We start from the raw sequence: 11863 nt of genomic DNA, 5'->3' as shown, positions 1-11863 counted from the left end.
ATAGGAGATAAATTTAAGACTTTTTCAACCCATTTCTTTTTTTGAAATTTAATTCATTCGTGAAATCGATTGCTTTTTTTGCAGCGTAGATTACAAAAAATGCTGATATTATTCCTGCACCAGTCCAAATAACTTCTATAATTGTATTCTCTTTTACAACCAGATTCAACATTACGAGTGATCCTCCCGTCCATCTTATTGCTGAAAAAATACCTGCTAATAAGAACCCAACGATCATTTTCTTGAAATTATCTGAAGCTAATTTGGTTGTTGATTTAACCGCATACAGAAGGTATGCTAAGGAAATTACCGCAAGACCTATTACAGATAAATTTAAGATCCAACTGAATACTGAATGTACCATCTTGTCTTTTAGTAATTTAAATGAGTTTATATATTTATCGAGAGATCGTTTTTAAATAGAAAAATCTTAAAAGTATATTGCCAGATTCTCTCTCTCTCTCTCTCTCTCTCTCTTTTTGTGCGAGCCGCGTTAAAAGGAATAATTATATACTCGAAAGACGTTTCTAGGGTAAAGAGATGTATGTTTAATGACGATTTTACAACCAAAGAAGAGTGCTACTGCGCGTAAAGCAAAGACTCGAACTCTTGTAAAGAGTAATCCTCATGCAAGTAATCCTCATAACAGTAGTTCTAATGATAGTTCTTTACTGCTATTAGATGTGGGTACTTTTCATAAAAAGTATCCTTCATTGATTCAAAAATTAATACGTCAAAATAAGGGCGGGGGTATTTTTATTTCGTTTAACAAGTCGCTTACTGATGTCATTGCTATTCTTCAAAAAGAAAGGGTTATGTTTAAAGATCTTTTTATTATCAATGGGATTAACAATAAAGAAGAGTGTCGTAAACTTTGTCTTGATGGTAAAAATCGATATTGTTTAGATAGTCCACAAGCTCTTTCAGATTTGTGCATTCATCTTACTTCATTGATCTCGACTGGTAATTATCATTATATTGTTTTTGATAATCTTTCCGCATTTTTAATCTATAATGAATTAGAAACAACGCAGCGTTTTGTTCATTATGTTCTGGGAAAAATTAGTAATGCGAAGTTAAAAGCGACCTTTTTGGTTCTGGATGATACGAAAGGCAAAAGCTTAGTTGAAACGGTCTCCCCTTTCTTTGATAAATATATTAAGATGTAGTTTTGTCTGAGAAGATGTACATGGGTGTATATTTCTGGTCTTTCTGATACTGCGATCTTAACGATTTGATTGGTTCTAGGGAGCAAAATAATAGGTAGGATGAAGCCAAATTGGGGGTAACCTTTTTAAACAGCTGGCATATTTGCTTATTTGTGGAAATGTAGGCGTGCTTGCCCGAATCTACAAGAGTAAAATAGCAAACAATGGAGGCAAATTAAAATGAGTTTATACAAACATATCCGCGAAACGTGGAAAAAACCTAAAGAAAATTTAGATGCTCTTTGGAAAGAGAGATTAATCGCTTGGCGTCGTGAGCCTACTTCTATTCGTATCGAACGACCTACTCGTCTTGATCGTGCTCGTTCTGCTGGCTACAAAGCAAAACAGGGTTTTGTTATGGTTCGCCAACGTGTTATTCGTGGGGGTCATACCCGTCCTAAACCTGCTGGTGGTCGCCGTTCAAAACGGTTTGGAAGACGACTTAATTTACATCAAAGTTACCAATATGTAGCAGAAGTTCGTGCACAAAAAAGATTTACTAACCTAGTCGTTCTTAACTCTTATTGGGTTGCTGAAGATGGTCGGTATCGCTGGTTTGAAGTGATCATGGTTGATCCTTCCCATCCTGTGATTAAATCTGATAAAAATATCAATTGGATCTGCAGTCCAGAGAATAAGAGCCGTGTGTTCCAAGCAAAAACTTCTGCTGGGCAACGTATGAGAAGCTCATAAGTTAGCTCTTATTGTTCTTTTTACTTTTTTTACTCTCTTTTCTTTTTTGATGTTCAGCTTTTTTGTCTAGCCATCTCATTTATATACTGTACTATTCTTACAAATGCATGCACAAAAGAGGTGGATGGTTTTTAGTACTTCTAGTTTTACTTGCTGGTGTTGTTCTTGGTGTAACTTGGACAACTCTGCTCGTTACCGATTTTAATGGTGGAACATATACTAGCACTTCGTTTCGTGATGGTGCGGTGCGTACCAATCTTACAACTAATATCACTGGAAATTATACTAGTCCAATTTTGAATACAGGATACCTTGCAGTTCAATGGAATTGGATCAATTGGACGCGTGAGACTTGTTATGGGTATGGATGTGAACTTCCCAACTTTTTAGGTGTAGAAACGGGGTATTTGAACACGACGAATATGACGGGCAACGTGTTATTATATCATTTTGATAATGTGTCAGCTGAACAAACAAAAGGAAATGAAACACATGATTTTAGTGGAATGAATACGAATGGGACATGGGGCGCACCAGGAACTCGCCCTTCTCTTAACACGACTTCACGATTTGGAAAATCATATCATTTTAATGGGTCGTCTTATGTAAATTTAGGAGATGTGTTGGAGACGACGATTAACGGGACGTACACGATTAGTGCATGGGTATATCCAAATTCTAGCACGGGACAAATATTGGCAAAATACAATCCAACAGCAGGTAGACGACAATGGTCTTTTGATATTAACACTAATAAGTTTCGAAACGTGGTTTATGGTGCTTTAAGTGGAACTCCCGCAAGAATATATTCTACAGATGCAACATTCGCAGCGAATAAATGGTATCATGTGGTGTATGTGGGAAATATTCCTGCAGATACCTATGCAATTTATGTAAATGGAACTGAGGCGGCAGGTACAAAAGCCAGTAGTGTGGTTACTTCTTTTGCAGATTCGATTGAACCGGTTACATTAGGTGGTGCGGCAAGCGCAGGTTCGTTTGAAGGGTATATTGATGAGCTTGCCATTTGGAATCGCACTCTTTCTAAAGAAGAGATAGAGAATATCTATAAGCGTGGCATGTCGTTAAACTTAAGTGTTCGATCGTGTGATGATGCGCTTTGCAGTGGTGAAACTTTTACGGATGTAATAAATGACACTCCCTCACAAGCGTTGAGCTTAGCTAACAATACTTATTTTCAGTATCGATTTGAGTTTACTAGTTTGAGCGCAAATATTACGCCGGCTTTGTATAATGTGACTGTGAATTATCTTGATGTTTCATATCTGGTGCCGGAATGGAGTACGTTGGGCATGATGTTGATTTTAGTTATTGTTGGGTCAGGGTTTTTCATCATGAATCGCAAAGAAAATTTTTGATTCATTTTATCGCAATCTTCAGATAATTTGAAATAGTTTGTTTTCTTTTAGAGTAATATGGGGCGTAAAAAAAGTAAGTCACTGTTTTTGGTGTTATTATTGTTTGCAATAGGTTATGCTTTATATCTGTATGGTCCTTCTCTTTCATCGTTAAGTGGAGCAACTGTTGTTAATCAAGAGTCTTCTTCTTTTATTGCTGAAAATGGATCCATTGAACTTTATTTTTGTCCTCATCAAGGTTGTGAAGAAACATTGGTTTCGTTTTTAGAGTCTGCGAATGTATCTATTCATTGTGCATTGTATGATATTGGGTTGCCTTTAGTGCAGCAAACTTTACGTGAGAAAGCACAGGTGATTGATGTTAAAGTGATTACGGATGATGATTATTTTCATAAATTTGACGAATCATTTGTTAAACCAGATAAATCTGGATTAATGCATAATAAGTTTTGTATCGTTGATAGCAAACATGTTTCAACGGGTTCGATGAATCCTACCAACAATGATGCGCATAAAAATAACAATAATCTTCTTATTATTGAATCAACACGCATGGCGCAACTCTACGATGCAGAACTTTTGGAGATGTGGGGTGGCAAATTCAAAGGTGGAAATAAATCCATTAATAATGCGCTGGATTTGAATGGTGTAAAAACAGAGGTCTATTTTTGTCCTGAAGATGAATGTGCGCATCATGTCAAAGAGGAGTTAAAGAAAGCTGAAAAATCAATTTTGTTTATGGTGTTTTCGTTTACGCATGATGAAATCGGGAATGTATTGCTGCTTAAGAAAGCAGATGGGTTGGTGGTGCGGGGGGTTATGGAAAAAACACAGCTCAATGATTTTACAGAATATGGTCGGCTGGAGAATAATGGGGTTGATGTTCTGATTGATGGGAACAAGAATAATTTACATCATAAAGTGTTTATCATTGATGGCAAGACGGTTGTCACAGGGTCGTTTAATCCATCGGCGAATGGCGATCAACATAATGATGAGAACGTGATTGTGTTACATGATACTGCCATTGCAGCAGCGTTTACACAGGAATGGGAGAAGGTGCGGGGAGAAGCGGTTGCAACTAGCGAAAAAGAATAAATTTGGCTTAAATATTCAATCAGGAGGAATAATTGTCTTTTTTTAAGTCTCTCCCCAACCTTTATTAACTCTTTTGCCCGTCCTTGTCATATGAGTCGGATGTTTAAGTATTATCCCACTGATTTTGGGGAGCTTACTGTTAAAGTCGAGCATTTTGATTTGTTTTTCGATATCTTTGATGATCATACTACTGTGGTCTCAACTTTACATGCACATGTTCTTGCTAAGCCGATCAAAGAGTTAATTCTCAATGCCAAAGAGATGCAAATTCATGATGTCACAGGCTCAGTTCCTCTCACATGGAAGTATAAGTCTCCATTCTTACATGTTACATTTACAAAACCACTTAAAGCTAAAACTCAATTTACGATTACTTCTAAGCATACAATTATTCCTTCTAAGAATGTGCTGGAAGGACTTTATTATGATGAAACTCCTGCTGGTGCTCCTCCAACGCAAATTACACAGTGCCAACAATGGGGATTTCAACGCTTGGTGCCTTGTATTGATGATATGACGGCAAAGTGTACATATACGACAACAATTTGCGCAGATTCTCGTTATACCAATCTGATTACGAATGGGGATTTAGTGAAAGGTCCAGTACCTATCGATAAAGTATCTATCGATCAGAAAGATAATAAGAAAGATAAGAAATATCAGAAAGATAAAAAAGATAAGAGCAGTCGTGTTGAAGTTATTTATAAGAATACCAAGACGCCGATGGCGACGTATTTATTTTTCTTAGGTGTTGGGACGTATGCAACATTTACACGTATACTGGAATATCCTTCTGGACGTTCGTTTACTTTAGAATTATTAGTTCCACCAAAGACAAAAGCTGATCTTGCGCAGAAAGCACTGGAAATTTTGCATGATAGCATATTGTGGATTCATCTCTTCACTGGTCCTGATAGATATAAAAATGAACCTGTTGCTCAAGAACTCTGGTCTCTTCTTAAAGAACGTGAAGAACGGCGTGCTGCTAAAAAAGATGTTCGTGCTCTTGCTACTAAAATAAAAGAACTCGCAAAAGGACATCATTGGGGATATTCCTATACTGGGACAGTGTATCGTGAGATCGGTATGCAAAATTCAGATTTTGGTGGGATGGAGAATGTGGGAAATACCACTATTACTACGAATAGAATTATTCCTTTTGCAGAGATGACGGATCGTGGTTTTGAATATTTAATGCAAGTTAAAGTGCATGAGTTTTACCATAATCTTAATGGGAGTGAAGTAACGGGTCGTAGTCCTTTTGAAATTTGGCTTAATGAAGCCGTCACAGTATTTATTGAACTAGGATATCATACATTTCATTTCGGTAATGATTATTCTCGGTTACAGCGAGTGTTAACATTACTCTCCCCTGAAGCAGGTACATTAACACAGGATGTTGGCGCAGCGTCATTACCAATTGAACCAGAAGGATTTAATGATCCTAATGAACTTATTACTTCCATTACCTATGTTAAAGCGCCTGAATTTGTGCGTATGATTGAAACCATGCTTGGTCGTGAGGTTTTCAATAAAGGTCTTAATTTGTATTACCAGAGGTACAAGCATAGTAATGCTACTCGTCAACAATGGATTGCGTGTATGGAAGAAGTATCGGGTGTTTCGTTACAAGCAATGGCAACGACGTGGCTTAAGAAAACGGGGTATCCTATTGTTAAAGTTGAAAAACGCTATGATGTTTTGTACAAACGTCTTGTTGTTACGCTTACACAAGTTAATGCGAAAGAGAATGACTTTTGGACGTTTCCGTTTCAACTTGCTGCATGTGATGAGAATGGCAACGTATTGTATGAAACGACAGTTATGATGGATGCTCTTCGTAAAGAAGTTACGTTTTTACTTCATCGTCAACCCGCATTTTTATCTTGCAATAAGGGATATTCATTTTATGGGAAAGTAGAATATGCTACCACCCGTCAAGAACTCTTTTTACAAGTACGTAAGGAAAAAGATATTGTTGGTCGATTTTTAGCATGGTATCAATTAATCGATCAAGAGAAGATGCGTTTGCTTAAAGCACCTTCTGCTGAGGTTGATAAGTCAATTACAGATTTATATTTAGAATTGCTTTGTGATAGTTCTTTGATGATGTCAGCTGGGGCGCAATTTCTGGCAATCTTTGAAGCAGTAGATGATGAGAAATACGCACATCGTTATCAAGAGTTATTTACTGTGAAGAAGAAGATTTTAAGCGCTATTGCGCATCGTTATACTGATAAAATAATTTCATTGTATGATCGAATTGGAAAAGAAAAAGTTCCAACAGGGACATATCTTGATCAGCAGTCATTCTTACTTAAACAACGATCGTATCTCTTACTTTGTTTAGGCTTGCTGGCTCAATTGGATACTAAAGCTGTGCATTCTGAGTTAGAGAAACAGATTGGATCAACGAATGCAACAACACGTTTAACCGCGTTGCGTTTGTTGCTTAATAGCAATGCACCACGTCGTCATGTGTTTATTAAAGAAGAAGAAAAGCTTGCAGCGGGAAATTTAGTGCGCTGGGAAACGTATCTCTTGACTTTGGCTAGTTGTGATACTGTGGAAGTGTTTGATTACATCAAACGGGCTGAAGAGAGTCCTCATTTTCGTATCGAGCAAACCAATGATCAACGTGCGTTGTATGCAACTTTTGCAAATAATCGTAAGATGTCCTTACAAACTACTCAAGGTCGAGCTTTGTTGAAACGAGTGATTCTTAAATTAGCGTTTGTGAATGAGTATACTACTGGTCGGCTTTTACAAGTGTTTGGCAATGTGGATAAAATGGAAGAGAAGTATCATGTTCCTATTGTACAAATGTTGGTGGATATACTTCATGCTGTTCCAGTTGAGAAAGCAGCAAGTGTTCACAATACGACGAAACGGCTGTTGAAAGGGTTACCTTTGGCTGTTGCTGCGTATGAAAAAGAGAAAGGTAAAATTAAAGAATTGAAAGAGAAGTAGGAAAATTAATCTGGGTTCTTTTCTCTTGGTAAATATTGAGGTACCTGTTCTCCAACAAGATATGTGCCATTAACTTTGAGAACTATTGCAACACCATAATCTCTTGATACACCAATCATACATCCGCCACCGGGAGAAACTCCATCTGCATAAATGTGCGTGTCATCAATGTTGGTAATAGGAACTGGTATTACAAATTGGTTATCGCCCGTAAGCAAGAGATCTCCTAATTCAACATTTTGTCTTGTTGGTCGTTCAAATTGTGGTTGTGTCATGATCCGAGGTTTGTGAATGTTTTTATTTAAAGATTTGTGGTTTAGGTTATTATCTCCCTCTTTACTTTCTTGTCTCTATATGGTCACGACATACGTTTAAATATTCATTTTCATTTCTGTTATTATGCCGACGTGGTCGTATGTTGGTATTGATGAGTGCGCAGCTTCTGGCACGTCGCAGAGTCCACATAATCTGGTAGTTGTAGGTGCGACGTCACTGGCACGACGATGTACGGAGTATAAACCGCATAATTGGCTTTCTAAAGCACGAGGATATCTTCATGCAGATCAGCCTCTTCCCAGTCTTTCTTATTTGCATACGGAAGGGTTGCATAACTTTGCGTGGATGGGAATGTCTTCTTCTACGTTTCGTCGCAGCGAATTAGAGTATGGGATGATTGCGCAGATTGTTTTACGGTTGTGTCATGATGCCTCTCGCAGTGTTATTCATGTTGATTCATTTGGATGTGAACAAGAAACAACTGATGTTCTTGTTGATCTTTTGCACCGCAAACGGTTTTATATTCCCCGTTCACAAGTAGAAGTACATGGGAGTGGTGATGAACGAATGCTTTTGATTAATCATGCTGATCTTTTGGCAGCGCGTATTGCGTTATCTGGTTCTGAACAGAGCCCCTATTTTCGCACCCTTGTTCCACTTGAAGAAGAATTGATCCAAAAGAAACGAGTGGAAGGTTTAACAGCAGAGGATTTTCATGTCTTGTGGGATGCTGTAATGTATGTTCGACGACGACCAACTCCTTATCCAGTATCATTGGGTACATTAGGACAAACGGCGTGAGAAATGGTGAAACAAACTGGGATGTAGAAATTGAGTTAGCTCTTAGTTTAGATAGGGTGTTCTGAAAGTCTTTCTAGCAATGGTTTAACGAGGGGGTATTGGTTTAGAGTGTACACTCCATGATGTAAGCGTGCTCCATATTGTCCAAGCGTTGGGTCGAGAACGTACACGCCATTTTGATCTGGAACTACTCCTACTACATGGGTGCTATTGGTAGGTTTTCCATTTACGTTGCCTTCAATGTGGAATCCAACTACCTGAAATGGGACCCCAACAAGTCTTTGTTCTAGTACTGCAACTGCAGCGTGACATTGGTTATTCCAAGGAAGATCATGTGTGGGATTGGTGCGAATTGTTCTGCCATCTATGCTATATTCACCTTCAAAAAGCCCAATAGCCATTACTTCTTGGCAGACTTGTTCTAATCTTTCTCTCATGTTATGTTCTATTTTGATTGTTTTTATATAAAATTTTGTGAGAAATTGTACTTAACTAGTGGCAATTATTATTCTCTTTTCTATTCATACACGGCAAATCGTGCTGGCTCACACATGATTACCATGAGCATGTTTGGATTCTCTTTCTGTGATTCACGCAAGGTTATGATGTCTTGGGTAGAGGCTAAACAGCTTTTGTACGGGTGGGTGTGGAACAAGATGAGGGTTTGGGGTGGGCAGGCTTGAAAGGTAACTTGATTGAATGTTCTTTTGTATTGGGTGGGTTGAATAAATGAAATGATACGGTAAATATTTTCCTGTTTTTCTCCGAAGAGGCAAAGACTAAATTCCGCTTCTTGTTCTTGGAGATAGAGGTAGGTTATGTCTTGCGCGCTGTTGTTTTCAAAGTGGAGTTCAAGATCATAGATTCGTATGATATCCGATTCGATTAATGCGGAAGTAAATGAGCTTTCAATGGTTTTGGAAATAGGTGAATAGGCAAGATAAGAACCAAGGAAGATGGCAAGAAGAAACATACCTATGAGGGTTATGGTGAGGGGATGTTTGAAGAGAGATGGGTTGTCCTCTTTATCTTGGAGCGCTTCTTGTACTATCTCGTCATGAATCTTTTTTGCTTTATCTGGACTCATTATGATTCCCGTATTAGAAGATAGTTTGTAAGAGAAATAAGTTGTTCTTTATCTTTTGTCTGGAAAGGGAGTTGTTTGATTTGCGCAAGAGCATTCTTTGCTAAGGTTTGCATTCTTTTTTGCAGAAGTTGATCTATTCCTTTCTGTTTGATGAGAGTTTGGATGTAGATAATGTCTTGAGTTGAACAGTGTTTATTTCCTATGATTGAGAGGATTTGTCTTGTTTCTGTTTTTGTTGTGTTTTTTAAGAGCAGATGCATGTGTATTGTTTTCTTTCCTTCTCGTATATCCGAACCAACGGGTTTTCCGGTCTTTTTTTCATCACCCAGAAGGCCAAGTTCATCATCTTTGAGTTGGAAGAGCAAGCCTAATGTTTCTCCTAATTTTTCTAGTCTCTTTTGGGTTGTAGGATTGGCTTGGGCGAGTATCGCACCAGCTTTGAATGGTAATGAAAAGGTGTAGCGTGCTGTCTTGTAAAGATACATCTTCTCAATGGCGAGAGGCGTGGGCCATTTTGGTGATAGGGTGAAGTGAACGTCCTCCATTTGGGCAAAGATAGTATTACTAATCTCTTGTGAGAATAGAGTCATCAATTTTGCTGCTTGAGTTGATTTTACAATAAGATCAGTTGCAAAAACAAAGCCCAAATCTCCTACGCAGATCGCTTGTGCTATGCCATAATGCGTGGCGTCGTGGAGTAAGGGTGATGTTGTTTTATACTGTTCATGGATTGTTTTAGAACCACGTCGCAGCTCATCTCGGTCAATGATATCATCATGGATCAATAACGAAGAATGTATGAGTTCTACTGCTGCGGCAACAGGGAGATTTTTTTTGGTTTCTTTATTGCCTAAAGCTTGTGCGATAAAAAGAACAAAACTGCCCCGAAGAAGTTTGCCGCTGGTGGTGAATGGAATTAGTTTTTGAGAAGTATCGGTGCTCCAATTATTGACTTTCTGGTATCGTGTTGCTTGTGTTTTAAGATAACTTTCAAGAAATCTTTTGAGAGATGTTCTGTATTCGTCAAACATAGTCTGGAGAAGCGGTTTTGGGATTAATAAATGTATGCGGTCTATGTTCTTTGTTTTTCGTAGACAACGACTCGCGCTATGTATGCAGGAAATCTCTCGAAAACAGTTATGTCAATGTATTCGAAATGGGCATTGATTTCATCTCTCATTGCTAATTGATCTGTTGTTTTGAGATAGTTTCCAAATTCCGTCTCTATTCGAGGTTCTCTTCTTTTCATGTCAGACCAATTACCTGGGCTTACTAGGTCTAGTCGAAAATTCATAAGAAGCGGCTCACGATCTGCTCCTACAAATAGCATTTCAAGTCTGTCTAATTGGCTTTTTCCATCAGTTGGGGTTGTCATTCTTTCCTCCTAACCTCGCACCGTTATTATTGGCCATATTATTTGTTTATAATAGATCTTCTTCCCAAAAGGGGGAAGAGAAAGCAAAATTTAAATAAGGGGGAATAATCCTCTTTGTATGTCTATTGAAATGATTCTAGAAGGAATTGGGCTTACCAAAAATGAGATCAAAATTTATCTTGCCCTTTTGGAGCTTGGTCTTACGAGCAGTGGTGCGATCATTAAAAAGACTGGTATTCATACCTCCAAGGTGTATGATGGGCTAGAAAGATTAGCCGATAAAGGATTAGTAACGCATGTTGTTCAATCGAATATGAAATACTTTAAGGCAGTAAGCCCAGATCGACTTTTAGACTTTCTTGAGGACAAAAAGAAAGAATTAGAATTGCAAGAAAAAGAAATCAAGAGTATTCTTCCTGAACTGAAATTAAAGCAACAATTAACCGATAATGACACTGAAGCTGAAGTCTTTAGAGGTTGGAAAGGTATGGAAACAGTGTATAAGATGCTGCGCGATACGTTGAAGAAAGGTGATACAAACTTAGTCTTTGGTGCAAGTAAAGGTGAAAATGAAGAACAGGTTCAGCGCTTTTTTAACAAACATCTAAAATTGATGGCTCAAAAAGGGATTAAACAAAGGATTATCTATAATGAAACTGCTCGAGGAAACATTGAGGAACAATTGAAGTATCCTAGATTTTTTAAAACGAAATACTTAGCTCATACTACTCCTTCAGAAATAAACATCTGGGCTGATAAGATGATGGTTGTGATTTTAAAAAAAATCCCAACGGTAATTCTTGTAAGTGATGAACAGGTTGCAGATTCATTCCGAGAATATTTTTATGTGATGTGGGAATTAGCGAAAGAATAGGTTCTTTTCATCCAATAGTATCGAGAATCGAATGTGCATTGGTTGCGTTGTTTTGTTGAACTTTGCAATATTGCTCCATATAGGATTTAAGCGGCTTATGAT

Annotated in this window: 13 protein-coding genes; 7 read left to right on the top strand and 6 right to left on the bottom strand. The window is 37.9% G+C overall.

The window, feature by feature from the left end; genetic code table 11:
- Positions 1 to 13: 13 nt before the first annotated feature.
- Complete coding sequence (locus HYV86_02460; GenBank protein MBI2572696.1) at positions 14 to 364, bottom strand: hypothetical protein; 351 nt, start codon at positions 362 to 364, stop codon at positions 14 to 16.
- A 187-nt stretch (positions 365 to 551) separates the two neighbouring features.
- On the opposite strand from HYV86_02460, the gene HYV86_02455 reads away from it, so the two are divergent.
- The 5 genes from HYV86_02455 (at position 552) to HYV86_02435 (ending at position 7348) form a co-directional block, all read left to right on the top strand.
- On the top strand, positions 552 to 1169 hold the full coding sequence (locus HYV86_02455) for a hypothetical protein (protein MBI2572695.1): 618 nt from the start codon (positions 552 to 554) through the stop codon (positions 1167 to 1169).
- Between the two features lie 219 nt (positions 1170 to 1388).
- Positions 1389 to 1901, top strand: coding sequence for a 50S ribosomal protein L15e (locus HYV86_02450; GenBank protein ID MBI2572694.1), 513 nt, complete (start codon positions 1389 to 1391; stop codon positions 1899 to 1901).
- 107 nt (positions 1902 to 2008) lie between these two features.
- Positions 2009 to 3280 (top strand): LamG domain-containing protein, encoded by a 1272-nt coding sequence (locus tag HYV86_02445; GenBank protein ID MBI2572693.1) that lies wholly within the window; start codon positions 2009 to 2011, stop codon positions 3278 to 3280.
- 57 nt (positions 3281 to 3337) lie between these two features.
- Entirely contained in the window at positions 3338 to 4378 is a 1041-nt protein-coding gene (locus HYV86_02440; protein ID MBI2572692.1) for a hypothetical protein, read from the top strand.
- 90 nt (positions 4379 to 4468) lie between these two features.
- Positions 4469 to 7348: a DUF3458 domain-containing protein gene (locus HYV86_02435; GenBank protein MBI2572691.1), complete on the top strand. Its 2880-nt coding sequence runs from the start codon at positions 4469 to 4471 to the stop codon at positions 7346 to 7348.
- A gap of 5 nt (positions 7349 to 7353) precedes the next feature.
- Here HYV86_02435 and HYV86_02430 read toward each other — a convergent pair whose 3' ends face one another.
- The gene (locus HYV86_02430; protein ID MBI2572690.1) at positions 7354 to 7623 is read right to left on the bottom strand and encodes a hypothetical protein; all 270 of its coding nucleotides are present in this window, start codon (positions 7621 to 7623) and stop codon (positions 7354 to 7356) included.
- Between the two features lie 124 nt (positions 7624 to 7747).
- On the opposite strand from HYV86_02430, the gene HYV86_02425 reads away from it, so the two are divergent.
- The gene (locus HYV86_02425; GenBank protein MBI2572689.1) at positions 7748 to 8425 is read left to right on the top strand and encodes a hypothetical protein; all 678 of its coding nucleotides are present in this window, start codon (positions 7748 to 7750) and stop codon (positions 8423 to 8425) included.
- 47 nt (positions 8426 to 8472) lie between these two features.
- Here HYV86_02425 and HYV86_02420 read toward each other — a convergent pair whose 3' ends face one another.
- The 4 genes from HYV86_02420 to HYV86_02405 form a co-directional block, all read right to left on the bottom strand.
- The gene (locus HYV86_02420) at positions 8473 to 8862 is read right to left on the bottom strand and encodes a hypothetical protein (protein ID MBI2572688.1); all 390 of its coding nucleotides are present in this window, start codon (positions 8860 to 8862) and stop codon (positions 8473 to 8475) included.
- 80 nt (positions 8863 to 8942) lie between these two features.
- A complete protein-coding gene (locus tag HYV86_02415) occupies positions 8943 to 9512 on the bottom strand; it encodes a hypothetical protein (protein ID MBI2572687.1) in 570 nt (189 codons plus the stop codon).
- The gene (locus tag HYV86_02410; protein ID MBI2572686.1) at positions 9512 to 10543 is read right to left on the bottom strand and encodes a polyprenyl synthetase family protein; all 1032 of its coding nucleotides are present in this window, start codon (positions 10541 to 10543) and stop codon (positions 9512 to 9514) included. The genes HYV86_02415 and HYV86_02410 overlap by 1 nt, the downstream gene beginning before the upstream one ends.
- Before the next feature lie 41 nt (positions 10544 to 10584).
- Positions 10585 to 10887 (bottom strand): hypothetical protein, encoded by a 303-nt coding sequence (locus tag HYV86_02405; GenBank protein MBI2572685.1) that lies wholly within the window; start codon positions 10885 to 10887, stop codon positions 10585 to 10587.
- 118 nt (positions 10888 to 11005) lie between these two features.
- Between HYV86_02405 and HYV86_02400 the strand changes: the two genes are divergently transcribed.
- The gene (locus HYV86_02400; GenBank protein ID MBI2572684.1) at positions 11006 to 11761 is read left to right on the top strand and encodes a hypothetical protein; all 756 of its coding nucleotides are present in this window, start codon (positions 11006 to 11008) and stop codon (positions 11759 to 11761) included.
- Positions 11762 to 11863 lie beyond the last annotated feature (102 nt).

Source organism: Candidatus Woesearchaeota archaeon (assembly GCA_016188115.1).
In the GTDB taxonomy this organism is placed as follows: domain Archaea; phylum Nanobdellota; class Nanobdellia; order Woesearchaeales; family GW2011-AR9; genus JACPIK01.
This window is presented reverse-complemented; position numbering and strand designations above follow the sequence as displayed.

Bases quoted from the DNA above. Each gene is read 5' to 3' on its own strand.
- HYV86_02460 (MBI2572696.1), bottom strand. From the start codon at position 364: ATGGTACATTCAGTATTCAGTTGGATCTTAAATTTATCTGTAATAGGT.
- HYV86_02455 (MBI2572695.1), top strand. From the start codon at position 552: ATGACGATTTTACAACCAAAGAAGAGTGCTACTGCGCGTAAAGCAAAG.
- HYV86_02450 (MBI2572694.1), top strand. From the start codon at position 1,389: ATGAGTTTATACAAACATATCCGCGAAACGTGGAAAAAACCTAAAGAA.
- HYV86_02445 (MBI2572693.1), top strand. From the start codon at position 2,009: ATGCACAAAAGAGGTGGATGGTTTTTAGTACTTCTAGTTTTACTTGCT.
- HYV86_02440 (MBI2572692.1), top strand. From the start codon at position 3,338: ATGGGGCGTAAAAAAAGTAAGTCACTGTTTTTGGTGTTATTATTGTTT.
- HYV86_02435 (MBI2572691.1), top strand. From the start codon at position 4,469: ATGAGTCGGATGTTTAAGTATTATCCCACTGATTTTGGGGAGCTTACT.
- HYV86_02430 (MBI2572690.1), bottom strand. From the start codon at position 7,623: ATGACACAACCACAATTTGAACGACCAACAAGACAAAATGTTGAATTA.
- HYV86_02425 (MBI2572689.1), top strand. From the start codon at position 7,748: ATGCCGACGTGGTCGTATGTTGGTATTGATGAGTGCGCAGCTTCTGGC.
- HYV86_02420 (MBI2572688.1), bottom strand. From the start codon at position 8,862: ATGAGAGAAAGATTAGAACAAGTCTGCCAAGAAGTAATGGCTATTGGG.
- HYV86_02415 (MBI2572687.1), bottom strand. From the start codon at position 9,512: ATGAGTCCAGATAAAGCAAAAAAGATTCATGACGAGATAGTACAAGAA.
- HYV86_02410 (MBI2572686.1), bottom strand. From the start codon at position 10,543: ATGTTTGACGAATACAGAACATCTCTCAAAAGATTTCTTGAAAGTTAT.
- HYV86_02405 (MBI2572685.1), bottom strand. From the start codon at position 10,887: ATGACAACCCCAACTGATGGAAAAAGCCAATTAGACAGACTTGAAATG.
- HYV86_02400 (MBI2572684.1), top strand. From the start codon at position 11,006: ATGTCTATTGAAATGATTCTAGAAGGAATTGGGCTTACCAAAAATGAG.